25 protein-coding genes, 1 pseudogene and 1 riboswitch are annotated in these 26,986 nt (G+C 68.6%); of the genes and pseudogenes, 19 read left to right on the top strand and 7 right to left on the bottom strand.

Going from position 1 to position 26,986, the window contains the following annotated elements; genetic code table 11:
* The first annotated feature begins 38 nt into the window (after window positions 1-38).
* From SACXIDRAFT_RS12625 to otsB, 3 genes are read left to right on the top strand one after another with little or no spacing between them, the layout of a single operon-like run.
* On the top strand, window positions 39-1,559 hold the full coding sequence (locus SACXIDRAFT_RS12625) for a threonine/serine exporter family protein (protein ID WP_006238951.1): 1,521 nt from the start codon (window positions 39-41) through the stop codon (window positions 1,557-1,559).
* 23 nt (window positions 1,560-1,582) lie between these two features.
* A complete protein-coding gene (locus SACXIDRAFT_RS12620) occupies window positions 1,583-3,070 on the top strand; it encodes an alpha,alpha-trehalose-phosphate synthase (UDP-forming) (protein ID WP_006238950.1) in 1,488 nt (495 codons plus the stop codon).
* 41 nt (window positions 3,071-3,111) lie between these two features.
* Window positions 3,112-5,643, top strand: a complete 2,532-nt coding sequence (gene otsB, locus SACXIDRAFT_RS12615; RefSeq protein ID WP_006238949.1) for a trehalose-phosphatase — start codon at window positions 3,112-3,114, stop codon at window positions 5,641-5,643.
* Between the two features lie 70 nt (window positions 5,644-5,713).
* On the opposite strand, the gene radA is transcribed toward otsB, so the two are convergent.
* A complete protein-coding gene (gene radA, locus SACXIDRAFT_RS12610) occupies window positions 5,714-7,087 on the bottom strand; it encodes a DNA repair protein RadA (protein WP_006238948.1) in 1,374 nt (457 codons plus the stop codon).
* 59 nt (window positions 7,088-7,146) lie between these two features.
* Window positions 7,147-7,737, bottom strand: coding sequence for a copper chaperone PCu(A)C (locus SACXIDRAFT_RS12605; RefSeq protein ID WP_006238947.1), 591 nt, complete (start codon window positions 7,735-7,737; stop codon window positions 7,147-7,149).
* A 331-nt stretch (window positions 7,738-8,068) separates the two neighbouring features.
* Here SACXIDRAFT_RS12605 and SACXIDRAFT_RS12600 point away from each other — a divergent pair, with 331 nt between their 5' ends.
* The 15 genes and pseudogenes from SACXIDRAFT_RS12600 to SACXIDRAFT_RS12535 all read left to right on the top strand — a co-directional run bounded on the left by SACXIDRAFT_RS12600 (window position 8,069) and on the right by SACXIDRAFT_RS12535 (window position 19,648).
* Window positions 8,069-8,560, top strand: a complete 492-nt coding sequence (locus tag SACXIDRAFT_RS12600; protein ID WP_006238946.1) for a CarD family transcriptional regulator — start codon at window positions 8,069-8,071, stop codon at window positions 8,558-8,560.
* Window positions 8,561-8,563: 3 nt separating this feature from the next.
* The gene (locus SACXIDRAFT_RS12595; protein WP_040922154.1) at window positions 8,564-9,208 is read left to right on the top strand and encodes an IspD/TarI family cytidylyltransferase; all 645 of its coding nucleotides are present in this window, start codon (window positions 8,564-8,566) and stop codon (window positions 9,206-9,208) included.
* Complete coding sequence (ispF, locus tag SACXIDRAFT_RS12590) at window positions 9,205-9,678, top strand: 2-C-methyl-D-erythritol 2,4-cyclodiphosphate synthase (RefSeq protein WP_006238944.1); 474 nt, start codon at window positions 9,205-9,207, stop codon at window positions 9,676-9,678. Before SACXIDRAFT_RS12595 ends, ispF begins: the two co-directional genes overlap by 4 nt.
* Window positions 9,679-9,683: 5 nt before the next feature.
* Window positions 9,684-10,373: an HAD family hydrolase gene (locus SACXIDRAFT_RS12585; RefSeq protein WP_006238943.1), complete on the top strand. Its 690-nt coding sequence runs from the start codon at window positions 9,684-9,686 to the stop codon at window positions 10,371-10,373.
* 17 nt (window positions 10,374-10,390) lie between these two features.
* Entirely contained in the window at window positions 10,391-11,770 is a 1,380-nt protein-coding gene (gene cysS, locus SACXIDRAFT_RS12580) for a cysteine--tRNA ligase (RefSeq protein WP_006238942.1), read from the top strand.
* A 3-nt stretch (window positions 11,771-11,773) separates the two neighbouring features.
* Window positions 11,774-12,742 (top strand): 23S rRNA (guanosine(2251)-2'-O)-methyltransferase RlmB, encoded by a 969-nt coding sequence (gene rlmB, locus SACXIDRAFT_RS12575; RefSeq protein WP_006238941.1) that lies wholly within the window; start codon window positions 11,774-11,776, stop codon window positions 12,740-12,742.
* 5 nt (window positions 12,743-12,747) lie between these two features.
* Window positions 12,748-13,335: a DJ-1/PfpI family protein gene (locus SACXIDRAFT_RS12570; protein ID WP_006238940.1), complete on the top strand. Its 588-nt coding sequence runs from the start codon at window positions 12,748-12,750 to the stop codon at window positions 13,333-13,335.
* Between the two features lie 284 nt (window positions 13,336-13,619).
* The gene (locus SACXIDRAFT_RS12565) at window positions 13,620-15,056 is read left to right on the top strand and encodes an MBOAT family O-acyltransferase (protein ID WP_006238939.1); all 1,437 of its coding nucleotides are present in this window, start codon (window positions 13,620-13,622) and stop codon (window positions 15,054-15,056) included.
* Between the two features lie 906 nt (window positions 15,057-15,962).
* Window positions 15,963-17,174, top strand: coding sequence for a helix-turn-helix domain-containing protein (locus SACXIDRAFT_RS12555; RefSeq protein WP_006238938.1), 1,212 nt, complete (start codon window positions 15,963-15,965; stop codon window positions 17,172-17,174).
* 60 nt (window positions 17,175-17,234) lie between these two features.
* The gene (locus tag SACXIDRAFT_RS23065; protein WP_157599663.1) at window positions 17,235-17,372 is read left to right on the top strand and encodes a hypothetical protein; all 138 of its coding nucleotides are present in this window, start codon (window positions 17,235-17,237) and stop codon (window positions 17,370-17,372) included.
* Window positions 17,369-17,710, top strand: a complete 342-nt coding sequence (locus SACXIDRAFT_RS23770) for a hypothetical protein (protein ID WP_006238937.1) — start codon at window positions 17,369-17,371, stop codon at window positions 17,708-17,710. Before SACXIDRAFT_RS23065 ends, SACXIDRAFT_RS23770 begins: the two co-directional genes overlap by 4 nt.
* 50 nt (window positions 17,711-17,760) lie before the next feature.
* Window positions 17,761-17,967, top strand: a complete 207-nt coding sequence (locus SACXIDRAFT_RS12545; protein ID WP_006238936.1) for a hypothetical protein — start codon at window positions 17,761-17,763, stop codon at window positions 17,965-17,967.
* A 177-nt stretch (window positions 17,968-18,144) separates the two neighbouring features.
* A pseudogene (locus SACXIDRAFT_RS23765) lies at window positions 18,145-18,318 on the top strand (helix-turn-helix domain-containing protein); the annotation flags it as partial.
* A 156-nt stretch (window positions 18,319-18,474) separates the two neighbouring features.
* Window positions 18,475-18,969, top strand: a complete 495-nt coding sequence (locus SACXIDRAFT_RS12540; protein WP_006238935.1) for a hypothetical protein — start codon at window positions 18,475-18,477, stop codon at window positions 18,967-18,969.
* A gap of 268 nt (window positions 18,970-19,237) precedes the next feature.
* A complete protein-coding gene (locus SACXIDRAFT_RS12535) occupies window positions 19,238-19,648 on the top strand; it encodes an excalibur calcium-binding domain-containing protein (protein WP_006238934.1) in 411 nt (136 codons plus the stop codon).
* Between the two features lie 51 nt (window positions 19,649-19,699).
* On the opposite strand, the gene metE is transcribed toward SACXIDRAFT_RS12535, so the two are convergent.
* The 4 genes from metE to SACXIDRAFT_RS12515 all read right to left on the bottom strand — a co-directional run bounded on the left by metE (window position 19,700) and on the right by SACXIDRAFT_RS12515 (window position 24,759).
* Window positions 19,700-21,988, bottom strand: coding sequence for a 5-methyltetrahydropteroyltriglutamate--homocysteine S-methyltransferase (metE, locus tag SACXIDRAFT_RS12530; protein WP_006238933.1), 2,289 nt, complete (start codon window positions 21,986-21,988; stop codon window positions 19,700-19,702).
* 116 nt (window positions 21,989-22,104) lie between these two features.
* Window positions 22,105-22,345, bottom strand: a riboswitch (cobalamin riboswitch).
* A gap of 31 nt (window positions 22,346-22,376) precedes the next feature.
* The gene (locus SACXIDRAFT_RS12525; protein ID WP_040922152.1) at window positions 22,377-23,066 is read right to left on the bottom strand and encodes a hypothetical protein; all 690 of its coding nucleotides are present in this window, start codon (window positions 23,064-23,066) and stop codon (window positions 22,377-22,379) included.
* 65 nt (window positions 23,067-23,131) lie between these two features.
* Complete coding sequence (locus SACXIDRAFT_RS12520; RefSeq protein WP_006238931.1) at window positions 23,132-23,908, bottom strand: SDR family oxidoreductase; 777 nt, start codon at window positions 23,906-23,908, stop codon at window positions 23,132-23,134.
* Window positions 23,909-23,967: 59 nt separating this feature from the next.
* On the bottom strand, window positions 23,968-24,759 hold the full coding sequence (locus SACXIDRAFT_RS12515) for a DivIVA domain-containing protein (protein WP_006238930.1): 792 nt from the start codon (window positions 24,757-24,759) through the stop codon (window positions 23,968-23,970).
* Window positions 24,760-24,876: 117 nt separating this feature from the next.
* On the opposite strand from SACXIDRAFT_RS12515, the gene SACXIDRAFT_RS12510 reads away from it, so the two are divergent.
* Complete coding sequence (locus SACXIDRAFT_RS12510) at window positions 24,877-26,106, top strand: DUF445 family protein (protein ID WP_006238929.1); 1,230 nt, start codon at window positions 24,877-24,879, stop codon at window positions 26,104-26,106.
* On the opposite strand, the gene SACXIDRAFT_RS12505 is transcribed toward SACXIDRAFT_RS12510, so the two are convergent.
* The gene (locus SACXIDRAFT_RS12505; RefSeq protein WP_006238928.1) at window positions 26,057-26,980 is read right to left on the bottom strand and encodes a metal ABC transporter permease; all 924 of its coding nucleotides are present in this window, start codon (window positions 26,978-26,980) and stop codon (window positions 26,057-26,059) included. The two genes, SACXIDRAFT_RS12510 and SACXIDRAFT_RS12505, sit on opposite strands and share 50 nt — an antisense overlap.
* Between the last annotated feature and the right edge of the window lie 6 nt (window positions 26,981-26,986).

The raw sequence follows: 26,986 nt of genomic DNA, 5'->3' as shown, positions 1-26,986 counted from the left end.
CTCTCCGGGGGACAGCTGGGACTTCCGAGGAGGTGGAGATGAAACTGAAGCCGCGCGCTCGTGCGGCAGCACCCAAGCGCCGTCACGCGTGGCAGATTCTGGAAGCACCAGCCGAGGAACAGTCCGAGAAGCGCGCACAGCGACAGCAGGGCCGCCGGATCCGACAGCGAGCCTGGCACATCCTTGAGCCACCGACGGGCGAGTTGCCCGCCGTGGAGCCGCTCCAGGAGGCGGCCATCGGGCCGGAACTGCCCGACGAGGCCACCGTCCACATGGTTCTGGACATCGTCACGCGCATCGGCGAGGTTCAGATGGCCAGCGGTGCGGGCGCCTCGGACGTGACCGCCACCATCCTCGCCCTGACCCGCGCACTCGGTCTCCCGCACTGCGAGGTGGACGTCATCTTCACGTCCATCACCGTGAGTTGTCTCCGAGGCAGCGACCTCCCTCCCGTCACGGCACTGCGGGTCGTGCGGTCGCGCAGCCTCGACTACACGCGGTTGTCCGAGACGGAACGTCTTGTGCAGCAACTGATCCGTGGCCGGATCAGTGCCGAGGACGCCTATACGGAACTGTCGCGGATCACCAACGCCGACCACCCCTACCCTCGCTGGGTCTCGACGCTCGCCTGGGGCGGCATGGCCGGGTTCGTCACCCTGCTCCTCGGCGGCGGAGGGTGGCTTCCCGTCATCTCCTTCGTGATCAGTGCCCTCGTGGACCGCGTCGGCCGGTTGCTGAACAAAGGCGCGCTCCCGTTCTTCTTCCAGCAGGTGGTCGGTGGCTTCATCGCGACGCTGTCGGCCATCGCCATCGTGAACCTCGACGTCTTCGAACTGGAGAGACCGACGCTCGTCGTGGCCGCGGCGTTGACGGTGCTGCTTTCAGGGCTTTCCACCGTGTCCGCCGTGCAGGACGCCATCACCGGCTACTACGTCACGGCGGCCGGGCGGACACTCGAAGTGGCGATCATGAGTGCGGGTCTCATCACCGGGGTCGGTGCCGCGATCAGCCTGGCAGCCGAGTTGGGTGCCACCAGGACACCGGTGCCTGCCACACCGGCGTACACGCCGCTGACCCTCCCCGTGATGATGATCGCGGGAACGGGTGCGGCCGTCTGCTTCGCGCTGGCGTCGTACTCCAGGTTCCGGCCGATGGCCGTCGCGGCCGTGGCAGGCGCTGTCGGCGCCGGCGCCTATGGCGCGTTGAGCCTCGCCGGGTACAACCAGATCCTCGCCGCCTCGGTCGCCGCGACGCTGGTCGGGTTCGGCGGCGGTGTGCTGGCCCGCAGGCTGAAGGTCACCCCGCTCGTCGTCGCGGTCTCCGGGATCACCCCGCTGCTGCCGGGATTCTCGACCTACCGTGGCATGTCTCAGCTCGTCAACGGCGGTGACATCAGGATTCTGATGTCGGCGGCCGCGATCGGGCTGGCCTTGGCCGCCGGAGTGGTGCTCGGCGAGTTCCTCGCCCAGCCCGTCAAGACAGGCCTCGGCAGGCTCGAACGCAAGCTCTCCGGGCCCCGCATGGCCGGGCCTCTGAACACTGGCCGCCCCCTCGAATAGGCAACGCGGGTTACTGTTTGAGCATGTCTTCGGTGCCTTCCTCGGAGCTGTCAGAGTCATCCCCGGAACCGACGTCCACCTCACGGTCCAGCGCGCGAGCCGAGTTCGTGGTCGTCGCGAACCGCCTGCCGGTTGACCTCGAACGCTCGGCGGACGGCACCCAGCGCTGGACTCAGAGCCCCGGCGGGCTCGTGTCCGCGCTGGAGCCATTCCTCCGCTCGCGCAAGGGCGCGTGGGTGGGCTGGCCCGGCGTCCCCGACGTGGAGGTTGACGAGTTCAGCGACGAGGGACTCGTTCTGCACCCTGTGACGCTGACCTCCGAGGACGTGCGCGACTACTACGAGGGCTTCTCCAACGCCACGCTGTGGCCGCTGTACCACGACGTGGTGGCGAGGCCGGTGTTCGACAGAGGCTGGTGGGAGAGCTACGTACGCGTCAACCGGCGGTTCGCCGAGGCGAGCGCGGCGGTGGCAGGCGAGGGCGCGACCGTGTGGGTGCAGGACTACCAGCTTCAGCTCGTGCCGAGCATGCTGCGGGAACTGCGTCCCGACCTGCGCATTGGATTCTTCCTGCACATCCCGTTCCCTCCTGTGGAGCTGTTCATGCAGCTTCCGTGGCGGGCGGAGATCGTGCGCGGCCTGATCGGAGCCGACCTCGTGGGCTTCCACCGGCCGGGCGGCGCGCAGAACTTCCTGTGGCTGGCGCGACAGCTCATCGGCCTCGAACCGAGCCGGGGCTCGGTGGGTGTGCGGTCGAGGCCGGGCATGGTGCAGGTGGGCGACCGTACCGTGCGGGTCGGTGCTTTCCCCATCTCGATCGACGCGGCAGGGCTCGACTCCCTCGCGCGGAGCAAGGCCGTTCAGGAACGCGCCGCGCAGGTACGCCGCGATCTCGGTAACCCGAAGGTCGTTCTGCTCGGTGTCGATCGCCTCGACTACACCAAGGGCATCGACCTGCGCCTCGCGGCGTTCCACGAACTGCTCCAGGAGGGCAGGGTCGAGCCGAAGGACGTCACCTTCATCCAGCTCGCGACGCCGAGCCGCGAACGCGTCGAGCACTACCAGCAGATGCGCAGTGAGATCGAGCAGATGGTGGGCCGCATCAACGGCGAGTTCGCCAGGGTCGGACACCCAGCGGTGCATTACCTGCACCAGTCGGTTGACCGCGCCGAACTCGCCGCGTTCTTCTCCGCTGCCGACGTCATGGTGGTGACCCCGCTTCGCGACGGCATGAACCTGGTGTGCAAGGAGTACGTCGCCTGCCGTCATGATCTTGGTGGCGCGCTCGTGCTGTCCGAGTTCGCGGGAGCCGCAGCCGAGCTGAGCAGCGCTTTTCTGGTCAACCCCCATGACCTGGACGGGGTGAAGAACGCACTCGAGCAGGCCATTACGCTCGACCCAGCGGAAGGTCGGCGTAGGATGCGCGCCTTGCGTCGTCAGGTACTGACGCACGACGTCGATAGGTGGGCGCGCTCGTTCCTCGAAGCCCTCGGGACCGAAGCGGCTACCTGAACTTCCCCCCGAAAAGCTGCTCAACTCCCCAAGGAGGAGTGTTGACCGCCGAGGCCCTGCCTGCTGAGCTGCGGCGTGCGATCGTTGCGATCGCCAGGACGCCGCGCCTGCTGGTCGCCTGCGATTACGACGGGACGCTTGCCCCCATCACGACCAATCCGGACGAGGCGAGAGCCCGTCCCGAGTCGGTGGGTGCCTTGCGTTCTCTCGCCTCGTTGCACGAGACCACCTGCGCCGTGATCTCCGGCCGCGCTCTCCGCGACCTGGCGATCCTGTCGCGGTTGCCAGGCGAGATCCATCTCGTCGGCAGCCACGGCTCGGAGTTCGACATCGGTTTCGTGCACGCACTCGACTCGGAGGCCCGCAACCTCCATCGCGAGCTGGAGGCCGAACTCGCACGCATCATCGACGGTGTCGAAGGCGCTTCGCTGGAGGTGAAGCCCGCGAGCGTCGCCGTGCACGTGCGGCGCGCCGACCGCACCGCCGCGCGTGAGGTCGTCGCCGCCGTCCACGCCGGACCTTCGACGTGGAAGGGCATCACCACCACGGACGGCAAGGAAGTCGTCGAACTCGCCGTCGTCGAGACCGACAAGGGCAGCGCGCTCGACACGCTTCGCCACCAGGTTGGTGCCAGCGCGGCCGTGTTCCTCGGCGACGACGTCACCGACGAGAAGGTGTTCGCCCGCCTGCACGGCCCCGACCTCGGCGTCAAGGTCGGCGACGGCGACACGCTGGCGCGATACCGGATCGACGACACCGAGGACGTCGCCACGGTGCTCGCATTCCTGCTGGAGGAACGCCGCAACTGGCTGTACGGGGAGCAGGCGCCGCCCATCGAGCGGATCTCGATGCTCGCCAGCGAGCGTTCGGTAGCCCTGCTCACCCCCGACGCGAAACTGACCTGGTTGTGCCACCCCGGCCCCGACGCACCTGCCGTGTTCGCCGACCTGCTCGGGGGCGAGGGCGCAGGCCACTTCTCGATCAAACCGCATCGCAACGGGCTGCCGCTCGGCCAGCGCTACCTTCCCAACACGATGACGGTGGAGACCCGCTGGTCGCGCCTACTCGTCACCGACTACCTCGAACCGGAGAGCGCTCCGCACCGCACCGACCTCGTTCGCGTCGTCAGCGGTGAGACAACGGCCTCGATCGTGTTCGCTCCGAGGCCCGAGTTCGGTGGCGTTCCTGTGCGGCTCCTCCGCGAGGAGGACGGCCTGCGTGTGCTCGGCACTTCGGAGCCGTTCGTGCTGCGCTCCCCCGGCGTGCAGTGGGAGATCACCAGCGACGGCCTGCACGACACGGCCAGCGCGCTGGTTCCACTGGAGAAGGACAAGCCCGTGGTGCTGGAGCTGCGTTGCGGCACCACCGATCTCGGTCCTCACGAGCTGACCGAGATCGAGCGAAGGGAGAGGGCGGGCCGGTACTGGAGCGAGTGGGCGACCGCTCTGAAGTTGCCGCAGGTGGAGCCGGAACTCGTGGCGAGGTCGGCGCTGACCCTGCGTGGCCTCGCCGACGCCGACACGGGCGGTGTGATGGCTGCGGCCACCACGTCGCTGCCCGAGGAGATCGGCGGAGTCCGCAACTGGGACTACCGCTACTGCTGGATCCGCGACGGCGCGATGACGGTGCGCGAACTGGTGGAGCTCGGCTCGCTGGAGGAAGCCGAGGGTTTCCTCCGCTGGCTCCACGGGGTGCTGTCCACGCTGGCAGGCCCCGAACGCCTGCACCCGCTGTACACGCTCGCGGGCACCCAGCTCGGCGCGGAAGCGGTGATCGACTCACTGCCCGGCTACAAGGGCTCCCGGCCGGTGCGCGTCGGCAACCTCGCCAACCACCAGGTGCAGCTCGACGTCTTCGGACCCGTGGTCGAACTCGTCATGACGCTCGCCGAGGCGAGGGGCGAACTGCGTGACGAGGACTGGCAGCTCGTGCGTGCCATGGCCGAGGCCGTCACGCGCCGCTGGTCGGAACCCGACCACGGCATCTGGGAGGAACGGCACGTCCCGAGGCACCGCGTGTACTCCCGCGTCATGTGCTGGGTGACCATCGACAGGGCCATCAAGCTCGCCGAGATCTACGGCCGTCCCGTTCCCGTCGGCTGGCCCGAGCTGCGCGACCGCATCGCCTCGGACGTGCTGACCAACGGCTGGAACGAGGAGGTGCAGGCGTTCACCACCGCCTACGACGGCACCGACCTCGACGCCGCTTCGCTCTTCGTGGGCCTTGCAGGGCTTCTCGACCCGCAGGACGAGCGGTTCCAGTCAACGGTCACGGCCATCGAAGCCGAACTGCGCAGCGGCGCCACCGTCTACCGGTACCGGCGCGACGACGGTCTGCCCGGCGGCGAAGGCGGCTTCCACCTGTGCGCGGCATGGATGATCGAGGCGTACCTGCTCACCGGGAGGCGCACCGAGGCGCGGGAGCTGTTCCAGCAGCTCGTGGACGCCGCGGGCCCGACGGGCCTGCTTCCCGAGCAGTACGACCCCGTCGCCGAACGCTCGCTCGGCAACCACCCGCAGGCGTACTCGCACCTCGGCCTGATCCGCTGCGCCCGGCTGCTCTCGCAGAGCTGACACCGGCGCGCCTCGCGAGCACGGAAACGGCCCGGCCGACGGCAACGAGCGTCGGCCGGGCCGACCCGGTTCAGAAGACGGTTCCCGGCACGTACTCGACGGCGTGCAATGCGCTGGCGAGGTCTCCGACCTCCAATGTCTTGATGCCGTCCGGCAGCGGGCCGGGATCCGGGGGCACGAGCGCGTGCGTGAAGCCCAATCGCGCCGCCTCGGCCAGCCGCCTTCCGACCCCGGTGACCCTGCGCACCTCGCCTGCCAGCCCCACCTCACCGATGGCGACCAGCCGGGGGGACAGCGCGACCTCACGCATCCCCGACCACACGGCAAGCGCGACCGCGAGATCAACGGCCGGTTCGGTGACCTTCATGCCGCCGACCGTGGCCGTGTACACGTCCTTGCCCCCGATCGGATTGCCCGATCGCTTCTCCAGCACCGCGAGCACCATGCTCACCCGCGCGGAGTCCAGGCCGCTGACAGCACGCCTCGGCTGCGGGAGCGCGGATTCCGCCACAAGGGCCTGCACCTCGCACAGCAGTGGTCGCTTGCCTTCCACGGTCACCGCGACCGCCGTGCCGGGAACGGCTTCCGCATGACGGTTGAGAAAGAGGCCGGACGGATCGGGCACACCTTCGATGCCGTCGTCGTGGAGTTCGAAGCACCCGATCTCATCGGCGGCGCCGAACCGGTTCTTCACACCGCGCACCATGCGTAACGTGGAGTGCTTGTCGCCCTCGAAGTGCAGGACCACATCGACGAGGTGCTCCAGCACTCTCGGACCGGCCACCGACCCCTCCTTGGTGACGTGGCCGACCAGCACGACCGGAAGCCCGCGTTCCTTCGCGAGAGCCACGAGTGCCGCTGTCACCGCGCGCACCTGGGTCACCCCGCCCGGCGCTCCCTCGGCCTGCGGTGACGACATGGTCTGGACCGAGTCCACGATCAAGAGTCCTGGTTTGACGTCGTCCACGTGTCCGAACACGGCCGCGAGGTCGCTCTCCGCTGCGAGGAACATCCGGTCGTGCACGTTGCCGGTGCGCTCGGCACGCAACCGCACCTGTCCCGCCGACTCCTCGCCCGTCACGTACAGCGCGGCGGCCCCGCTGTGCGCCGCCCACTGATAGGCGACTTCCAGCAGCAGCGTTGACTTCCCCACTCCCGGTTCACCGGCGAGGAGAACGACGACTCCCGGCACAAGTCCGCCGCCGAGCACCCGATCGAGTTCTGAAACCCCGGTCGGCTTGGCACGGGAGGTCTCCACATCGACCTCGGCGATGGGCCTGGCGGGCGAACTCGGCGCGCCTGCCGCGACCTTGGCGATCGGAGCGCGCGAACCGGCGCGCTCCTCGATCGTGCCCCACGCCTGACACTCGGGGCAGCGACCGACCCACTTCGCGACCTCGAAGCCACACTCGGCGCAGCGGAAACTCGAACCCTTCCTCACCACGCGCAGACGCTAACGCGCACCACCGACAGCCCGCGACGTGGACCGTTCGCGACAGCGCGTCAGTGACCGCCGCCGTGCCCGCCACCGGGCTCGGCCGTGCTGACCCTCGGCTCGTCCGGCACCGTGACCGGCATCTCGAACGTCACCTGGCCCGCGTCACGGAACGTGAGAGTGATCTCCACCATCTGCCCCGGCCGCAGCTGCCTGGTCAGCCCTTTGAGAGTGAGCGTGCCCCTGGTGGGATCGCCCGTCACCTCGCCCGTCGCGGGCTGGTCGGCGCCGAGCACAAGCGTGCGCTGCGCGGGAACGACCTTGGACCCCTCGATGGCGACGGTGGACGCCGCGTCGGTGCGCGCGGACACCAGTTCGTCGGCCTTGTTGCCCTCGTTCACGAGCCACATGGTGGTGGGCACGTCACTGTTCGGCTGGTAGACGGCCGGGCCGGACCCGTCGCTCTCCGGGTAGGAGACCTCGGCGTTGCGGATCGCGATCGTGCCGACCTGCGCCGAGGTGCCGTTGATAGCCGCCACCTGGGTGTCCGTCTGGGTGATCTGGCCTGCGGCGCAGCCCGTGACGAGCAGTGCGGCACCGAAGGCGACCGCGACCGGAGCGACCGAGCCGATCCTCGAACCCACCGTGCGACGTTTCACTCTGGAGTCCCTCCCTACTCAGGGCTGCCTGCCGGTGAGACTATCCCGGCAGGCGGCAGGCGACCTCACCCGGTGCCCCACGGGTGTGGCGCAGACTTCACCCCGGCTTCACCCGAGCGGCTAGATCAACTGCCGTAAAGGTGTCCACAATGGATTACCGGAATGCGCACTAATGACCCCGCCGTCACCTGCGTGAGTATGCGAATTACGCATTTGTCAACCCCCTCGCCAGCCCAGATCAGGCCATTGACCTGCGACAACGAGTTCGGGTGTCTGGTTCAAGGTCGAAACCGCGTGCTAAGATGGACACAGCGAAAGGGGCAGAGGACACATGGTTTTCAAGGTCGGAGAGACCGTCGTCTACCCGCACCACGGTGCCGCACTCATCGAAGCGATCGAAACCCGTGTGATCAAGGGCGAGGAGAAGCAGTACCTCGTCCTCAAGGTCGCGCAGGGCGATCTTACGGTTCGCGTTCCCGCCGACAACGCCGAGGTCGTCGGTGTGCGTGACGTCGTGGGCCAGGACGGGCTGAACCGGGTTTTCGACGTGTTGCGGGCACCGCACACCGACGAGCCGACCAACTGGTCTCGCCGGTACAAGGCCAACCTGGAGAAGCTCGCCTCGGGCGACGTCAACAAGGTGGCCGAAGTGGTGCGCGATCTGTGGCGGCGCGAGAAGGACCGTGGCCTTTCCGCGGGCGAGAAGCGGATGCTGGCCAAGGCGCGGCAAATACTGGTCAGTGAGCTCGCACTCGCCGAGGGTACCGACGAGAGCAAGGCCGAGGTCCTGCTCGACGAGGTGCTGGAAACCGCGGTGGTCTAGTCGCTGTCCGCCGTCATCGCGCTGGTCCCCCTCGGGATCGAGGACAACCGCAATTCGGGCGCGCTCGCACGAGTACGTGGTGCGACGTTGCTGACACACACCGTTCTCGGCATCGTCGGGTCGGGCTGTGTCGATCGGGTCGTCGTGGCAGGCCCACAGGCGACTCGCGCCGAGTACGCGGACGCCGTCGCGGCAGCCGGTGATCGCCGGATCGTCCTCGCTCCCGGAGGTGGTGACCGCATCGAATCCGCCAGGAAGGCTTTGCTGGCCGCCGCACCTGCGGCTCACGACATCGTGCTCGTGCACGAACCAACGCGGCCGTTCACGCCCGGAGCGAGTATTCGCGCGGTCGTGGACGCGATCCGGAGCGGAGCGCCTGCCGCGGTGCCCGTCGAGCCGGTCACCGACACCGTGAAGGTCATCGACAGCCGTGGCGAGGTACTGAGAACGAGCGAGCGCGAGAACTTGCGCCGCGCGCAGTCACCACGGGGGTTCACGGCCGCGTTCCTGCGAACCGTTGAGCTCGCGGACGCGCTGAATCTCGCGGACGTCCGCGCGCAGGCCGTGCCGGGACACCCCAACGGGCTTCGCGTGCACACCCCGTTCGAGCGCACGGTGGCGGAAGCTCTGCTGGAGGAACGGGAATGAGAATCGGCCAGGGCGTTGACGTCCACCCCATCGAGACGGGCCGCGAGTGCTGGCTGCTCGGGCTGCGATGGCCGGACGCCCACGGTTGCGCGGGGCACTCGGACGGCGACGTGGCTTCGCACGCACTGTGCGATGCCCTGCTTTCCGCGGCGGGACTCGGCGATCTCGGTGCCGTGTTCGGCACGGGCGACGAACGCTGGGCGGGAGCCCACGGTGTCGAACTGCTCACCGAGGTCCGTGCCAGGATCACCGAGGCCGGCTACCAGGTCGGCAACGCCGTCGTGCAGGTCGTCGGCAACCGGCCGAGGATCGGCGGACGCCGCCAGGAAGCACAACGGGTGCTCGGCGACGCGATCGGCGGCCCCGTCTCCGTGTCGGCCACGACCACCGACGGGCTCGGCCTCACCGGCCGAGGCGAAGGACTCGCCGCCATCGCCACGGCTCTGTTGCTGCCCTCGTCCGAAAAGTGACGAGCATGCCCACCATCACCTCGGTGTTGTTCGACTTCTCGGGCACACTGTTCCGGCTCGAACACGACGCGAGCTGGCTCGACGGCGTCACCGATCACCAAGGTGACCCGCTCGACGTCGAGGCGCAGGCGGAGCTGATGCGGCGCATGACCGCCCCGGTGACGCTCGCCGTCGATCTCGACGACGAGCACCTGCACGCCTGGCATCACCGTGATCTCGACCCCGGTCTGCATCGCAAGGTGTATCTGGAAATGCTGCGGCGCTCGGGCATCCCCCGTGTCGAGCAGGCCAAGGCGCTCTACAGCAGGCTCGTCGATCCTTCGGCGTGGACGCCCTATCCCGACGCGGGCGCGGTGCTGCGCGACGTGTCGTCCGCGGGCATCGCCGTCGGCGTACTCAGCAACATCGCGTTCGACATCCGTCCCGCCTTCGAGAAACACGGCCTCGACGCCTACGTCGATGAGTTCGTCCTCTCGTACGAGGTGGGCGCGATCAAGCCGGATCCCGAGGTCTTCCGCATCGCGCTCGATCGGCTCGGCGCGTCGGCCGAACAGACGCTCATGGTTGGTGACAGCGAGCAGGCCGACGGCGGAGCGAGGCAGCTCGGCTGCGCGTTCGCGCTGGTGGACCCCGCGCCGACAGCCGAACGCACCGACGGGCTGCTCACCGCCCTGCGGGAACACTCGGTGCTCTGAGAAGTACCATTTGCGACGTGGCCCTTCGACTGTTCGACACCGCGACCAGGCAGGTGCGTGAGTTCCGGCCCGCGCAGGCGGGAACGGCGTCCATGTACGTCTGTGGGGCCACCGTGCAGGGTGTTCCCCACATCGGGCACGTACGGGGTGCGCTGAACTACGACGTGCTGCGCCGCTGGCTCGTCCACTCCGGACTCGACGTGCTCATGGTGCGCAACGTCACTGACATCGATGACAAGATCCTCGCCAAGGCGGCCGACGCGGGACGCCCTTGGTGGGAGTGGGCCGCGACCCACGAACGCGCGTTCGAGGACGCCTACGCCGCGCTCGGCTGCCTCCCTCCTTCCGTGACCCCGCGCGCCACCGGCCACATCACGCAGATGATCGAGCTGATCCAGCGGCTCGTCGATTCGGGACACGCCTACGCCGCCGAGGGTGACGTCTACTTCTCCGTCGCGTCGTTCGACAGCTATGGCGCGTTGTCCGGCCAGCGGCTCGACGACGTTCAGCAGGGCGAGACCCAGGCCGAAGGCAAGCGAGACCACCGCGACTTCACGTTGTGGAAAGGCAGCAAGCCGGGTGAGCCGTCCTGGCCGACACCGTGGGGGCCCGGCAGGCCGGGCTGGCACCTGGAGTGCTCGGCCATGGCCACCACCTACCTCGGGCCGGAGTTCGACATCCACGGCGGAGGTGTGGATCTCGTCTTCCCCCACCACGAGAACGAGCGCGCACAGTCGCTCGCGGCAGGCGACGGCTTCGCGAGGTACTGGCTGCACAACGCCTGGGTGACGATGTCGGGCGAGAAGATGTCGAAATCGCTCGGCAACGTGGTGGCCATCCCCGAAATGCTGCGCCGGTACCGCGCCGTGGAGCTGCGCGCGTACCTGATCCAGCCGCACTACCGCTCCACCATCGAGTACTCGGACGCGGCACTCTCGGAATCGGCGCAGGGTTACCGGCGCATCGAACAGTTCCTGCGGCGGGTTCGCGCGACCGAGGGTGAGGTGCGCAACGGCCGGGTTCCTTCCGAGTTCGCCGCCGCTCTCGACGACGACCTCGGAACGCCGCAGGCGTTCGCCGTGCTGCACAACACGGTGCGCGACGGCAACGCGGCGCTCGACGTCTCCGACGGCACCAAGGCGCTCGAAGCGGCCGAAGCCGTGCGTGCGATGGTGAACGTCCTCGGCATCGATCCGCTGTCCGAGCAGTGGGCCGAGCACACCGGCGCCGAGGCAGAGGCGCTGGCGAAGCTGGTCGATGCCATGCTCACGATGCGGCAGGAGGCCCGCGCCGCCCGCGACTTCGCGACGGCCGACGCCGTCCGCGACCGGCTCGCGGAGGCAGGCATCGCCGTTGAAGACACCCCCAATGGTCCCTTGTGGACAGTGAGAGACTGACGTATGGCTGGCAATTCGCGTCGCCGCGGAGCGGTGCGCAAGCAAGGCACGAAGAAGGGCTCCGTCGTCGGTTCCGGCGGCGTACGCCGCAGGGGCCTCGAAGGCAAGGGCCCAACCCCGAGGGCCGAGATGCGTCCGGGGCATCCGGCGCAGCGCAAGGCCGCAGCCGCGGCGGCGAGGGCTGACCAGAAACGCAAGGCAGCCAAGAAGGCAGCCGAGGGGCCGGAGATCATCGCGGGTCGCAATCCCGTCGTGGAGGCGTTGCGCGCGGGAGTGCCCGCGACGGCGTTGTACGTGGCGCTGAACATCGACGCCGACGACCGCGTCACCGAGGCCGTCCGCATGGCCGCCGACAAGGGAATCTCGATTCTCGAAGTGCCCCGCGAGGAACTCGACCGCAAGACGAACAAGGCGCTGCACCAGGGGCTCGGACTCCAGGTGCCGCCGTTCTCCTACGCGAGCCCCGACGAGCTGCTGCGGGCCGCGCGGGAGTCCGGCGATCCGCCGCTTCTCGTCGCGCTGGACGGTGTCACCGACCCACGCAACCTCGGCGCCGTCATCCGCTCGGCCGCCGCGTTCGGCGCTCACGGCGTGCTCTTGCCGAGCAGGCGCAGTGCCGGGATGACCGCCGTGGCGTGGCGCACGAGCGCGGGAGCGGCCGCAAGGCTCCCGGTGGGTATGGCCACCAACCTCACACGGCAGTTGCGCGAGTGGGCATCGGAAGGGCTGATGATCGCGGGCCTCGACGCGGACGGCGCCGTGGACATCGACTCCCTCGACATCGACGTCGATCCGCTGGTGGTCGTGATCGGCTCCGAGGGCCGCGGCCTTTCCCGCCTGGTGCGGGAGACGTGCGACTACACGGTCTCCATCCCCATGGCTGCCGGTGTCGAGTCGCTGAACGCGTCCGTCGCCGGCGCTGTGCTGCTGGCCGAGGTCGCGCGCCGCCGCCGCATCGCGGGAAGGGTGTAGCTGCCGTGAAGACGATCGGGGTTCTGCTGTTCCACGACGTCGAGGAACTCGACGCGGTGGGACCGTGGGAAGTGCTGTCGCACTGGGCGAGGACCTACCCGGACGACGGCTACCGCGTGGTGACGTTCTCCCGCGACGGCGAGCAGGTGCGTTGCGCGAAGGGGCTGCACCTCGTGCCGGACCACTCGTACGACGACGTACCACCGCTCGACGTGCTGCTGTATCCGGGCGGGCGCGGCACCCGGCCCCACCTGCGCGACGAGGACCAACTCGCGTGGGTGCGCAGGCAGCGCGAGACCGTGCCGTTGCTGACGAGCGTGTGCACGGGCTCGCTCGTCTACGCCGCCGCAGGGCTGCTGCGAGGGCGACCGGCGACGACCCACTGGAAGTCGCTGGATCTGCTGGCCGAACTCGACCCCACGATCGACGTGCGCAGGGACGAGCGGTTCGTCGATGACGGTGACCTCATCACGTCGGCGGGGGTGTCCTCGGGCATCGACATGGCACTGCACCTGCTCGCCCGGTTGATGAGCCGGGAGCGGGCTCGCGAGGTGCGCGAGCACATCGAGTACGACCCCGCTCCCCCGGTGTAGGACCTCAGAAGCCGCACGGCAACGCAAGCCGGGTCCGGCAACGAATCCGCACGGCAACCGAGTGCGTACAGCAACTGCAAACATGCGTGCATAACCTGCGGACACGCCGAGGTAGCACCTCAACACCGGCGTGTCCGCACTTCTCGCACGCGGGTTTGCACTTCTCGCACGCGGGTTTGCACTTCTCGTACGGTGTCCCGGACCACTTGGCTGCCGTGTCGCCCTGTCGGGGGTAGCGCCTCCGTTAAGGTCACGATGCGCAAACGTGACCGGGGGGCCGCTGGATGTCGTTCGTCTCGCCACTGTTCCTGTGGTATTTCATGCCCGCGGTCCTCGTCGCGGTGCTCGTGCTGCCCCGGAGCTGGCGCAACGGCATCGTCGCGGTCGGCAGCCTGATCTTCTACGCCACGGGTGCCGGCGCCTTCACACTCCTGCTGCTGGCCTGCATGGTGGTCAACTTCGCCGCTGGCCCCGCACTCGAACCGGACCCGTGGAACGCGCGCATCCAGCAGCGACGGCGTTACCTGCTCCTCGGCGTGATCGGCTTCGACCTCTCGATCCTGCTGGTCTGGAAGTACGCGGGTTTCGCGACCGAGCAGATCGCCTGGTTCGCGCAGCTGTTCGGCGGCGACTTCCCCGTCGCGGAGCTGGCACTGCCGATCGGCATCTCCTTCTTCACCTTCCACCACATCTCCTACGTGGTGGACATCTACCGGGGCGAGCGGCCCGCTCTGCGCAACCCGGTGTCGTTCGGCACCTACATCTCGATGTTCCCGCAGCTCGCGGCGGGCCCCATCGTCCGATACCACGAGATCGCCGATCAGCTCCCGCAACAGCGTTCGCACCGGCTGGACGACATCGCGGCAGGCTTCCCCCGGTTCGCGCTCGGCCTGTGCAAGAAGGCCGTGATCGCCGACTCGCTGGCGCCGATGGTCGATGCGTGCTTCTCGACGCCGCCTGAGGACATGACGTTCGCGATCGCGTGGCTCGGCGCGATCGGCTACACGTTGCAGCTGTACTTCGACTTCTCCGGGTATTCGGACATGGCGATCGGGCTCGGCCGGATGTTGGGATTCCGGCTTCCGGAGAACTTCGCGCGCCCGTACTCCTCGGTGACGGTCACGGAATTCTGGCGCCGCTGGCACATGTCCCTTTCCCGCTGGTTCCGCGACTACGTCTACATCCCGCTCGGCGGCAACCGGGGCGGGGCGGCGAAGACGTACCGCAACCTGTGGATCGTGTTCCTGCTGACGGGCTTCTGGCACGGCGCGGCATGGACGTACGTGGTGTGGGGCGTCTACCACGGCGTGCTGCTGGTGGTGGAACGCGCGACCGGCAGGGACGCCACGCCGAGCACCTCCGCGGCCCGGGTGGGACGGCGCGCGCTCACGCTCGCGCTGGTGATCTTCGGGTGGGTCTTCTTCCGTGCGCCGGACCTCGGCTACGCCTTCACGATGATCGGCGACATGCTCGTGCCGGACTTCACGGGTCTGAGCGAGGTCGTCGAGGTGGCGCTCACCAACCAGCGCCTCGTGCTCCTGCTCGTCGCCCTCGCCGTGTTCTTCCTGCCTGCCCACCCGGTGACGGGGCCACTGCTGGAGTCGGCGCGCACGAAGCCCGCCGCGACACTGCGGGTGGCGGTGATGACGGTGGGCGTGGTCTACGCCGCCATCCTCGTGGCGACGGGCACGTTCAGCCCGTTCCTGTATTACCAGTTCTGATTACTGCGGTTCGGTGACGTGCGCGAACGCGCCAGCATGGCTGCTGACCTGCGAATAAGCACTCGCAACGAATCTCAACGAATCACTCGAAGTTTTACCCGCTTGTGGCCCCAGTGTGGCCCGAGCCTGCAACAAGTCGGCCCCCGGTGGCGCGGCAACGCCAGTCCGAGGGCCTTGATCGGAAGAGAGGTTCCGACCCATGTCAGAGCGTAACCACGTGGAGCGTGCGCGCACGTTCCTGCACCTTGCTCGTCAGCTTCGCAAGGCTGCGGATCGCGAGTTGCTGCTCGCGATCGGCGAGGGTGGGATTCCGCTACGTCCGGCCGTGGCTAGTGCGTCGCGTGAGCGGTACTCCGCGAGCATCGACGTGGCCGAGGGCGTCGGCAGCACGGTCAGCGTTTGGGTGGTTGTCAACGCTGTCGGCCGTGAACTCGAAGCCGCTGGCCTGCCTGGCCGGTTGGTGAACGAGGGCATCGCCGACGCTCGTGCTGCCGCAATCGCCCTGCTCGACGCGTTCGGCGTCAACGCTCGGGGCTGCTGGCGCTGTCGCGCGGGGGTGAGTCCCGGTGACGGTGGAGAGGTTCCAACCGCACGAGACCGAGCCGAAGGTGCTCGACGCCGAAGTGGTCACCGACGAGCAGGCACAGCCGGTGGACGGGAAACTTCCTGCGATCGCAGAAGGTTCTCTCGCGGCGTTGTGGGCGGAACAGAGTAGCGACCACGCTCATCAGCGGCCCCGGCACCGTGTTGGTGTCCGGGGCCTCGCCGTATCCACGGCTGTAGCTGCCGCTGTGCCGTTGTCGTGGCTACGGTGTGCGTTGAAACCTGTTCGCGTGGTTCAGCCCCCGGTTTGGCCACCGGGGGCGTCGCGAAAGGGTTCCCGATCACGCGACGCGGAGGTTGGTCATGAGCGACAACGACGTTGGCCGTCGTATCCGAGAGGTACGGGTTTGGCGGGGGCTGAGCCTGCGAGCGACCGCCGAACTGACCGGCATCACTCACGGCTACCTCGCCCAGATCGAACGCGGCGAGAAGCCCGTGAAGAACCGGCAGCTACTCGAAGCGCTGGCGCGCACGCTGCGGGTCTCCCCGGTCGAGTTCCTGGCCAATGCCTACGGCCCTCCGGTCGAGCCCGCGACGGAGACGTTCACCGCCATGGCTGAACTCGCCGACCTGCTCGGCGGTTGGTGGGTGGGCGAAGTGCCTGATGCGCCAACCCGACCGCTCGCCGAGGTGCTGGCCGACCTACGGCGCTTCCACGAGGCACGGAACAGCCCGGGACCGAAGGTGGCAGGCGAATACCCGACGCAGATCGGCACGCTGTCGAGGTTGATTCGCGACCTGCTGGCAGCCGCAGCGGAACCAGCGCACGAGCGTCGAGCGCTCGCGCCCTTGCTGACCGCCTACCACGTCGCGGGCAGCATCGCCATGCGCCTGCGTATCCCCGGCATGCCGTCCCTCGCCTCCGACCGCATGCAACAGGTCGCCGACCGGCTCGGCGATCCGGTATGGCAGGCCGTCGCAGCGTGGGGACGTGCTCAGTTCCTCTCCGGCGCGAACCGGGCACGCCAGTACGAACTCGCGGTTGCCGCTGCCGATACAGCACCGGCTGACCGACCCGAAACACGAGGCATGGCCAACCTGACCGCGGCGATGGCCGCAGCGTCACAGGGGGATGCCGACCTCGCTGAGACACACCTTACGGAAGCCAGCGCGCTCGCTGAACTCGTAGAGCCGGACGTGAGCCCGTGGCCTGCGGGGGTGATGCAATTCGGACGGACGAACGTTGGCATCTTCCGCGTCACGGTGGGCGTCGAGCTTGGGCACGGTGCTCAGGTCGCCGAGGTCGCCGAGGGTGTGCGGCCGGAAACGATCTCTCGTGGCCGTCAGGCGTCTTTCTGGCTGGACTACGGGCGAGGGCTGCTGACCGAGCGCGCCAAGCGTGACGAGGGGCTGTCAGCGCTACTGAGGGCCGAACAGCTCGCACCGCAGCAGGTCCACACCAACGTGTTCGCCCGTGAAGCCGTCGCGGACTTGCTGTGGTCGTCACGGCGCGATGCCAGCGGCCGGGAAGTCCGAGGACTGGCGTGGCGCATGGGGCTTGCCCCAACCGGGTGAAACGGTCCCGTGTGTACTTGCGGTACACAAACCGCCTGATCAGCGGCTTACCGTCCGCGCATGAGTTGGAACAGCGGATCATGTCGTGGCGGGGGCCGTGCTTTGTGGACGGGGCAGGAACCGGCACCGGCCACGGCTGAGGACGATCAGGAGAGCACGGTCGCGGACCCGTCGAGCGATGAGGGCGGGGAACGATGATCGCCCGCGACCGCGAACTACTGACGCGACTGGGGAAGGTCAACGCCAGCATCGGTGAGGTCGCGCTCGCGCTCATGGCCGCACAGGACGGCGGCGAACTACCCGCCGACGGGCTACGCGAAGTCGGTGAAGCACTCCGCACCCTCGCCACCGACATGATCGCTCGCGCCGACGAGGTCAACAACGGCATGCCCGTCAGCCTCGCAGCGTCGCCCACCACGACGTGCGCCCTGTGCCACGCTGAGCCGGGTCGCGCGCCCCGACCGGCGGGCCGACACCGTCGAAGGCCGGTTCTGCGGCGATTGCGTCGCCCGCTGCCTCGACGACCCCCGTCGTGACCACTGGTGCCCCATCGACACACTCGCCCGCGCTGACGAGGTGCCCACCGATGCATGACTCACCCGTCGCCGTCCTCGACCGCACACCCGACACCGAACAGACCACACAACTCTGGCTCAACCCGTGGCAGTGGCCCACCCGCGACCCCGACGAACACCGCGTCATCGCCGACGCCCACACCGCAACACACCAGCGCGACGAACCCACCCTCCCGATCCTCGAAGCCGTCCTCGCCGGACTCCGACGACTGCTGTAGACCTCCGGCCGGCGCGGGTCGAGCGACCCCGAGCCCGCGCACCTCCCCGCGCCGACCGGACCCCACACGCAGAGGACGACGGCCAGTTACCAGCCGGGCCGCTGCGCGAAGTCGGGGCCGCGCACCGCACGCTCAGTTGAGGAAAATTTCTCAACTGTTCGATGGTCTCGGCAAAACAACTCCCGCCGTACCACCTACTTCATCGACTACGCCAGAGCCCTATGGGGATTGCGGAAGCCCGACGAAGAGATCGTCGCACTGTTGTCCAAGGCCGAGAAGATCGGCCCTGTGAGAACCAGGAGCAACGCCTTCGTTCGGGAGATCGTGTCCACAATGGTGGAACGGGCACGGTGAAAGGCCGTCGCACGCGAGGCTCGGGGACTGGCGACGCGCATGGGTTTGCTGAAAACAACCTGACGGCACGGCCCTGTCCCAAACCCGGCGAACGTGCGATCGTGCGATCGTGAGAGCCCACCCGTGAGCAGGACCGGGAAGGTGGTTGGGGGAATGGCTGCCAGAGGCACCGTCGAGAATGTGCTCTTCGTGGTGGCCGCCATCGGACTCGTCGTCGGCGGCATCGGTTTCTTCCAGGGAGTGATCGCGGACTCGGCCTACGAGATCTCGTTCGACGACGAGGGCGATACCTGCAATCCCGCCGAGATGACGCATCACGTGGACGCCGATGACGGCACGCTGCTGCACTGCCGGACGGCCAGTCAGTACGGTCTCCTCGCCCCCGCCTCCGGACCGATGCGCTTCGCGGGCTTCACGTCGGAACAGAACGCGGAGATCACCGCGTTGATCGAGAAACTCGCCCACAACGCGCTGATCGAGTCCGAGCAGGAACTGTTGCGCGACCGGGTGAACGAGATCGCAGCCACGCTGCCCCCGCACCGCCGTCCCGACAACTTCGAGTGGTACGAGGGCTGGAACCTGTTCTGGCCGGGCTTCGGCACGCTGGCCGTCTGCGCCTGCGCGTTGCGCCTGCTGAACGCCCGCTGAGTTCCGGTGGGCGGGCCGAAGCCCGGCCCGGGGCCTTGCGGCATCTCCCCGCCCCTGTCCTCTACCTCAGAAGCGCCGTCCACGCCGTCCGTCCTCGACGAGTCGCGCGAGAACAACTTGATCACCTGGTTCCCCCACCGGGAACACCGGCGCCGTTCACCCTTCGGTGTGGTTTGAGCATCTCCCCGGTTCGGCTCGCCCACAGGTGTTACCGCCCCGATCGGCGGAAGGTTCTCGCCGTCCGAATCACCGACCGGGAGGTTTCACCGTGTTGATCCGCAACGCCTCACTCGCCCTCGTCGTCGCCGCCGGTGTCACGCTTTCCACCGGGGTCGCGAACGCGCAGGACCTCGACTGTGCGCACTTCTCCAGCCAGGCCGAAGCGCAGGCCGAGTTCGACCGCGATCCCAGCGATCCGCACCGGCTCGACGCCGACGACGACGGCATCGCCTGCGAGACACTGAACGGCACCACGACCACACCCGCCCAGCCCGCGCCTCCCACCGAGCAGGCGCCAGGAGCGCAGGTGCACCGGACGCCCTCCGGTGGTGTCGCCACCGGCGACGGTTCACTCGCCGACGACGACGTCGGCGCGATGCCGATCCTGCTCGGGCTCGCCGGGCTCGGTGCAGCGGCCACCGTCACGGCCACCGTCGTCGTCCGCCGCCGCGATACCTGACCCGGCCTCCCGTGCCACCGCCAAGCCACGGCGGCGGCACGGGAGGAGCCGCTACCGCAGTGTGTGCCGCACCTGCGCCGCGGCCTCGACGAGGTTGCGCAACGCGAGTTCGACCTCGGCGTAGTTTCGGGTCTTCAGCCCGCAGTCCGGATTGACCCACAGCCGCGAGGGCGGCACCGATTCCAGCGCGGCCCGCAGCAAGCGCGCGATCTCCTCGACCTCCGGCACGCGCGGTGAATGGATGTCGTAGACGCCGGGCCCGACACCTCTGCCGAACCCGGCGGCGCTCGTGTCCCTCAGCACCTCCATCCGCGAGCGCGCGGCCTCGATGCTGGTGACATCGGCGTCGAGCGCGTCGATCGCCCCCATGACGTCGCCGAACTCCGAGTAGCACAGGTGCGTGTGTACCTGGGTGCTCGCCCGCGCCCCCGAGGTGGCGAGCCGGAACGCCTCCACAGCCCACCGCAGGTACTGCTCGTGCCGGTGTGCGCGCAGAGGAAGCAGCTCCCGCAGCGCCGGTTCGTCAACCTGGATCACGCCGAGTCCGGCCGCCTCAAGGTCGGTGACCTCGTCGCGGATGGCCAGCGCGACCTGCTTCGCCGTGTCCGCGAGCGGCTGGTCGTCCCGCACGAACGACCACGCCAGAATCGTCACCGGCCCGGTCAGCATCCCCTTGACCGGCTTGTCCGTGAGGCTCGCCGCGTACGTGGCCCACTCGACCGTGATCGGCCGCGGCCGTGACACGTCGCCGAACAGGATCGGCGGACGCACACAGCGCGATCCGTACGACTGCACCCAGCCGTGCTCGGTGCTCGCGAAACCGGTGAGATGCTCGGCGAAGTACTGCACCATGTCGTTGCGTTCGGGTTCGCCGTGCACGAGAACGTCGAGCCCCAGCTCCTCCTGGAGCCGCACGACCCGCTCGATCTCCGCGCGCATGCGCCTCGTGTAGGTGTCGTGGTCGAGGCTGCCCCTCCGCAGTGCCGCCCGTGTCCTTCGCACGTCGGGGGTCTGCGGGAACGAGCCGATGGTGGTGGTCGGCAACGGCGGAAGACCGAGCGCCTCCTGTTGCGCCGCCTTGCGGACGTCGTAGTCGTCGCGGCGCGTATCCTCGGGCCGCAACGTCGCGAGGCGCCGCCGTACCCGCTCGTCACGAACCCGCTCGGCGTCGGCCCTCGCGCTGATCACGCGGCGCGCGTCGGCGAGTTCGCCGGACACGGCATCACGGCCTTCACGCAGAGCCCTTCCGAGCACGACCACCTCACTCACCTTCTGCTTCGCGAACGCCAGCCACGGCGCGACTTCGGGATCGAGGTCCGTCTCCGCCTCGACGTCGTAGGGCACGTGCAGCAGCGAGCACGACGTGCTGACCGCCACCTCACCGGCGAGGCCGAGCAGTGTGGCCGCCGTGGCGAGTGCGCGGTCGAGGTCGGTTCGCCAGACGTTGCGGCCATCGACGAGCCCGGCAACGAGTGTCTTGTCCCGCAGCCCCGGCAACACCGAGAGCGAGTCGAGGCTCACCTCCCCCGCCACGAAGTCCACTCCCACGGCCTCGATCGGCGCTTCCGACAGGATGTCGAGAGCGTCGCCGAATTCACCGAAGTAGCCGGGAACGAAGATCTTCGGACGTTCGGGAAGCGTCCCGAGCGAGGTGTATGCCTCACGGAGTGCGGCGAGTTCGGCCTCGGTGCGGTCTGCCGCGAACGCGGGCTCGTCGAGCTGCACCCACTCGACGCCCTCGCGGGCGAGTTCGGCCAACAATTCGGCGTAGGCACCAACGAGACTATCCACTGTGCTCAGTGGGTCGAAGTCGGGTCCAGCATCGGGATCCGGTTTGGACAGCAGGAGGAACGTCACGGGGCCGACCAGCACCGGGCGGACGGGAACGCCGAGCGCCGCCGCTTCACGAACCTGGTCGAGCACGCCCCTTTCGGCCAGCGAGAACGAGGTGTCCGGCCCGACCTCCGGTACGAGGTAGTGATAGTTCGTGTCGAACCACTTCGTCATCTCCAGCGGCGGAAGCGACTCCACGCCCCGCGCCATAGCGAAGTAGGTGTCGAGCGGGCCGAGGCCCAGCTCGGCGTAACGACGCGGTACGGCGCCGAAGGTCACCGCCGTGTCGAGAACGTGGTCGTAGAACGAGAACGTGTTACCCGGAATCGAGTCGAGGCCGGCGTCTTTCAACGAGCGCAGGGTGTCGGCACGCAGGCGGCCCGCGACGTCGCGCAACTCCTGCTCACCGATGCGGGACGCCCAGTAGCTCTCCAGTGCGTGCTTCAACTCCCGGTTCGGCCCGATCCTGGGGTAACCGAGTACGGTCGATCCGATCGTGCTGGTCAAGGCTCTCTCCTCGCGAGCTCGACGGCGGCACCGGGACGCGCGAAGGCCACCTCGTGAGGCGAGCGGTTGCCCGCTGGCCAGGGTTCCCCTCGAACGCCCGGACATCGCGCACACCGGCGGTGTGCGCACCGGCGGCAGGTCTTCGGACTCGCGGACACGACCGGCTCGCGCCGAATCACCTACTAGCCGTCGCTTCCCAGACCGTGTCCGGCCCAGTGCGTCTCCCACCGGTCGCGCGACCGGCCACGGCGTTCGTTCCCGCTCACCGCTGCGGGGCAGTCCCGGATTCCCACCGGGTTCCCTCTTGCCTCGCCCACCACCTCGGATGGAGGGCGAACCGCCAGCGCCCTCAGGCTATCGGGAACGCGTGGCCTGACAAGGTCTCGTCTCACGCCTCGGAGTCGTCGGTAACGAACGCGAGCTGGTCGGGATGGAAGGCGTCCCTGCGCGGCGGCGGCAACCATGCCTCCGGCCTCGCGCTCTTCTGCCTGCCGAGTTCGGCGAAGTTCAGCGGAGCGGAGAGATCGGTGTGGTACACCGAATCGTCCTCGACCGGCTCGAACGCCAGATTGGCCGCCTCCATACCGACGCCGACCGCCACGAGGTAGGCGTCGTCGAGCGCGGTGGAGAACGCCGCCCACCCACCCGCGAAGTGCCACACCCTCGCCCGCACCTGCGCACCCTCGATGCTCCACCACACGATGGGCCATTCCGCGTAGCGGCGAGCCTGATGTTCGGCGTGCTCGACGAGCGAGGGAATCAGCCCGTCGGGCCTGACGACGGAGCTGTCGGGCAGGGTCACGTTCACGACACCGAACGCCCCGCTGAACGCGACCTCGACGAGCGGGTCCTTACCGTTCGGGCACAGGACGGCCTCGTAACGCCGCTTCGGCAGGGTGCCCACCCGCACACCGCTGTCGGAACCGGCTGCCCTGTGCCCGAGCCACAGGGCCCATGGCGGCTTGCCGGGGAGTCCCTCGAAGAAGTCCACCCAGCGAACACCGTTGAATGTCCCGTCGAGGCCGTACACCTGGAAATCGACGACCGACGATGGCTGTGGGACGGCGTTGGAATCCACTCGACGATAGTGCACCGCCGGCGCCGTCTCGGCAGCTCGACGTCACTCTCCGCGGTTGGGCTGATTCACGGCTGCCAGCGGCGGAAGCCGCCTTCGGCGTCGATGACGTTGGCGGTGATCGTGACGGCGTCGTCGCCGAGCAGCAGCGCCACGACCGCGGCTGCCTCCGAAGGACTGTTCCATCGCCCGCGTGGCAGTCGGCCTGCGACCGTGACGGTCAGGTCCCCACTCGCCCACCCGGTGTCCGTCGGCCCCGGATTGACGGTGTTCACGGTGATCCCGTCGTCGGCCAGCGCGTCGGAGAGAGTCCACGTGAGCTGGTGCAACGCGCCTTTCGTTGCGGCATAGGGAATTTCCGAAGCCATGGGAGCCAGGTGCTGCCCCGACGTGAACAGCACCACGCGGCCCGGCTGCGGCCGAGGGCTCGCTTCGCGGTACTGCCTCGCGAACGCGCGGACCAGCAACAGCGTGGCGCGCACGTTGACGGCCCAGGTGAGGTCCAGCTCCTCGGCCGTCAGTTCGGGCAGCGTCGCCACCGAACTGCGCGCGTGGTTGGCGATCAGGGTGTCCACTGGTCCGAACCGGCTCACCGCCGCTCGGACCACCCGTTCGGGTGCGGCCGGGTCCGCGAAATCGGCCTCCAGATGCGCGAGTGCGTCGCCACCCCCGAGCTCGGAGAGCACGCCGTCGATTCCGCGTGGGTCCGCACCCCACGGTTCCGTCGCGTCGTACGGCGACCACGACTGCGCGAAAACGCGGTGCCCTTCGTCAAGCAACCTGCGCGCGACGGCGAATCCGATCCCGTTCGTTCTGCTGACTCCCGTGACAAGCGCGGTACGCATGGTGGCTCACCCTCGTGCGAGTACCCACGAGACGCAACCGGATTTTCGCGCGAAGCCGTTCAGGCAGGCCGTTTCGCGCCGCTTTCGTCACCGGTGCGGTCGCCGTTCTCCGCATCGGCCTCGGCAGGGCCCGGGTCCGCACCCAGCCGTTCGACGGCCTGCTGCAAAGCCGAGTGGCTCGCCGTGAGGCGTTCGAGCACCGAGGCCCGCAGTTCGTACGCCTCCTTGCGCAGCGCCCGCGCCTCGGTGAGCCGGTTCTCCGCCTCCGCGATCATCGCCTCGGCCTTCCGCTGCGTTGTCCGCATCAGTTCGTCGGCCTCCTGCTCGGCCTTCCGCCGCCGCTCGGCGAGTTCGGCTTCCGTGGCCTCGCGCTGCTGCGTGAGCCGCTGCCGCGTCTCCTCGTCGAGGCGAGTCCGCTCCGCCTCGGCGTCCGCGGCGAGTTTCTCGGCCTCCGCCTGCGCCTTGGTGCGGGTCTTCTCGGCGTAGGCGTCGGCTGCGTCCCTGACGTCGGTCGCGTCCCGCTCGGCCTTCGCCCTCAGCTCCGCGATCTCCTCCTCGGCGAGCTGCATCATGGTCTTGACCCGTTCGGTCATGGCGGCAGGTCCTGCCGGGTCCTCGACCATGCGGGTCAGCGCGTTCTTGGTGTCGCTGAGTTCCTTCTGCGCGTAGCTCAGCGCCTTCGTCAGCTCCGCGACCGACGCCGCCGCCTCGTCCCGATGGCGAGCCGCGTTGGCGAGTTCGGCGTTCAGCTTCTTGACGTGTTCGTCCACCTGGGCCTGGTCGTAGCCTCGGAAGGCTGTCGTGAACTGCGTGTTCGTCGCCTGCGTGGGGGATGCCTGCGCTTCAGCCATCCGGCCACCATAATGAGTCGGGGTTGCCCCTCCAACCTTTCGCGCGCCGTTTCCTGCGGAAACATCGACAGTGCGCGCCGAATGGCGGGAAAGTGGCGCGGAGGCGAGGAGGTCGCGGTGGAAGCTGTTCTCGACGATCTCGCCGGGAACTGGCCCCTTTACACGGCGATTCCCGTCGTCGCCGCGCTCATCGGATACGTCACGAAGCGCGTGGCCATCGAGATGATGTTCCGCCCGCTCGATTTCGTCGGCATCAAGGGCACCTTCCTCGGCTGGCAGGGCGTGGTGCCTCGCCACGGAGGGCGGATGGCCGCGACGGCCACCGACCTGCTCACGCGCAACGTCCTCGACGTCGCCGACGTCTTCGCGAAGATCGACCCAGACCGCCTGCTCAGGGAGATCGAACAGCCGCTGCTGCAAGCCGTTGACGAGATCGCGAGAGAGGTGCTCGCCGAGCATCACCCCCGGCTGTGGGAGCGGTTGCCGCCGATGGCGCGGGACCTCGTCGTCAAGCACATCCAGGCGGGCGCTCCACGACTGGTCCACCGCGTCGTGGACGAACTGCGCGACGACATCGGCGACATCCTCGACCTCAAACAGCTGAGCGTGCGGCGGCTCACCCGCGACAAGGCCCTCCTGGTGAAACTGATCAGGGAGACCTCGCGGCCCGAAATGGCGTTCATCGCCCGTTCGGGGATCTATTTCGGCTTCTTCCTCGGCATCGTCCAGTCGATCGTGTGGGCGCTGACGAAGAATCCGATCGTGATGCCGATCTTCGGCGCGTCCATCGGCCTGTTCACGGACTGGCTCGCGATCAAACTGATCTTCGTGCCCCGCGACCCCCTTCGACTGCCCGGCGGGCTCGTGCTGCACGGCATGTTCCAGCGCAGGCGCGCGGAAGTCGCGCGGCAGTACGGCGAGATGATCGCCGCCGAACTGCTCACCGTGGACAACGTTCTGGACGCACTGCTTCGAGGCCCGAAGTCCGACCGGCTCGTGGCCATGGTCCGCAGGCTCGTCGCCGAGGCGATCGACGAACAAGCGGGGGTCGCGCGCCCGCTCGTGGACGCGACGGTCGGCGAACACCGGCTCGGCGTGATGAAGCGGGCCGCCGCGACGAGGGTGGCCGAACGCCTGCCCGCGACCCTGCGACCCGCGAAGACCTACCTCTCCAAGGCCATGGACGTGGCCAACCTGGTGGAACAGCGCATGATGCGCATGAGTTCCACCGAGTACGAGGGCCTGCTCCGGCCCGCGTTCCGCCAGGACGAATGGAAACTCGTCGCCGTCGGCGGAGTCATCGGGTTCCTTGTCGGGGAGTTGCAGGTTCTGCTGATGCTGCACTGACGGGCTCAGCTGCCTCGGAGTCGTTCGCCCCCGGGGTCCTGCGCACCTTGGCCCTCGCGTACTCCACAATCCGGCACACGAGGTAGATCGTGAATGAGATGGCCGTGACGAAGAAGCTCACGGGCGCACCCGGTGCCAGCGACAACACGATGCCGCCCAGCGCGGCCAGCTCGGCGAACACCACGGCCAGCACCGTCGCCCGCAACGGACTCGCCGTCACGCGCGCCGCCGCAGCCGCGGGCGTCACCATCAACGCCACCACCAGCAGCGCCCCGACGATCTGCACACCCAGCGCGGTGGCGACACCGATGAGTACCGCGAAGAGAGGCGCGAGCAGCCCGCCAGGCACTCCCCTGGCCGCAGCGACGGTGGGATCGACGCTGGAGAACAGCAGCGGCCGATAGACGACCGCGAGCACCACGAGCACCACGACGGCCGCGATCAGCAACGACGTCAGGTCGGTCGGTTCGATGGCCACGATCTGGCCGACGAGGATGCCGAACTTGTTGGAGGCGCGACCAGGGTAGTACCAGAGCAGCAACACTCCGAGGCCGAGGCCGAACGCGAGGATGACACCGATCACCGAGTCCCTGTCCGACTCCCTGCCTCCCAGCAGGCCGAGCAGAAGCGCGGCGACCACGGCCCCGGCCAGCGCCCCGTACCCGACGCCGACCCCCAGCAGCAGCGCGGCCGCGGCTCCGGTGAAGGCCAGCTCGGCCGTGCCGTGCACCGCGAACGACATGCGCCGCATCACGATGAGCGGCCCCAGCGTTCCGGCGACCAGCCCGAGCACAGCCGCCGCGAGCAACGCCGTCTGCACGAAGTCGAAGCCGAGCAGCTCCATCGTCAGGTCGAAGTCGAACAACTTGTCCATGCGTAA

The sequence above is a fragment of the Saccharomonospora xinjiangensis XJ-54 genome, assembly GCF_000258175.1.
In the GTDB taxonomy this organism is placed as follows: domain Bacteria; phylum Actinomycetota; class Actinomycetes; order Mycobacteriales; family Pseudonocardiaceae; genus Saccharomonospora; species Saccharomonospora xinjiangensis.
This window is presented reverse-complemented; position numbering and strand designations above follow the sequence as displayed.

Coding starts and splice junctions, on each gene's coding strand:
- SACXIDRAFT_RS12585 (WP_006238943.1), top strand. CDS start 9,684: ATGCCCACCATCACCTCGGTGTTGTTCGACTTCTCGGGCACACTGTTC.
- SACXIDRAFT_RS12505 (WP_006238928.1), bottom strand. CDS start 26,980: ATGGACAAGTTGTTCGACTTCGACCTGACGATGGAGCTGCTCGGCTTC.
- SACXIDRAFT_RS12555 (WP_006238938.1), top strand. CDS start 15,963: ATGAGCGACAACGACGTTGGCCGTCGTATCCGAGAGGTACGGGTTTGG.
- ispF (WP_006238944.1), top strand. CDS start 9,205: ATGAGAATCGGCCAGGGCGTTGACGTCCACCCCATCGAGACGGGCCGC.
- SACXIDRAFT_RS12515 (WP_006238930.1), bottom strand. CDS start 24,759: ATGGCTGAAGCGCAGGCATCCCCCACGCAGGCGACGAACACGCAGTTC.
- SACXIDRAFT_RS12520 (WP_006238931.1), bottom strand. CDS start 23,908: ATGCGTACCGCGCTTGTCACGGGAGTCAGCAGAACGAACGGGATCGGA.
- SACXIDRAFT_RS12545 (WP_006238936.1), top strand. CDS start 17,761: ATGCATGACTCACCCGTCGCCGTCCTCGACCGCACACCCGACACCGAA.
- SACXIDRAFT_RS12620 (WP_006238950.1), top strand. CDS start 1,583: ATGTCTTCGGTGCCTTCCTCGGAGCTGTCAGAGTCATCCCCGGAACCG.
- SACXIDRAFT_RS23065 (WP_157599663.1), top strand. CDS start 17,235: ATGAGTTGGAACAGCGGATCATGTCGTGGCGGGGGCCGTGCTTTGTGG.
- SACXIDRAFT_RS12565 (WP_006238939.1), top strand. CDS start 13,620: ATGTCGTTCGTCTCGCCACTGTTCCTGTGGTATTTCATGCCCGCGGTC.
- SACXIDRAFT_RS12625 (WP_006238951.1), top strand. CDS start 39: ATGAAACTGAAGCCGCGCGCTCGTGCGGCAGCACCCAAGCGCCGTCAC.
- rlmB (WP_006238941.1), top strand. CDS start 11,774: ATGGCTGGCAATTCGCGTCGCCGCGGAGCGGTGCGCAAGCAAGGCACG.
- SACXIDRAFT_RS12600 (WP_006238946.1), top strand. CDS start 8,069: ATGGTTTTCAAGGTCGGAGAGACCGTCGTCTACCCGCACCACGGTGCC.
- SACXIDRAFT_RS23770 (WP_006238937.1), top strand. CDS start 17,369: ATGATCGCCCGCGACCGCGAACTACTGACGCGACTGGGGAAGGTCAAC.
- SACXIDRAFT_RS12540 (WP_006238935.1), top strand. CDS start 18,475: ATGGCTGCCAGAGGCACCGTCGAGAATGTGCTCTTCGTGGTGGCCGCC.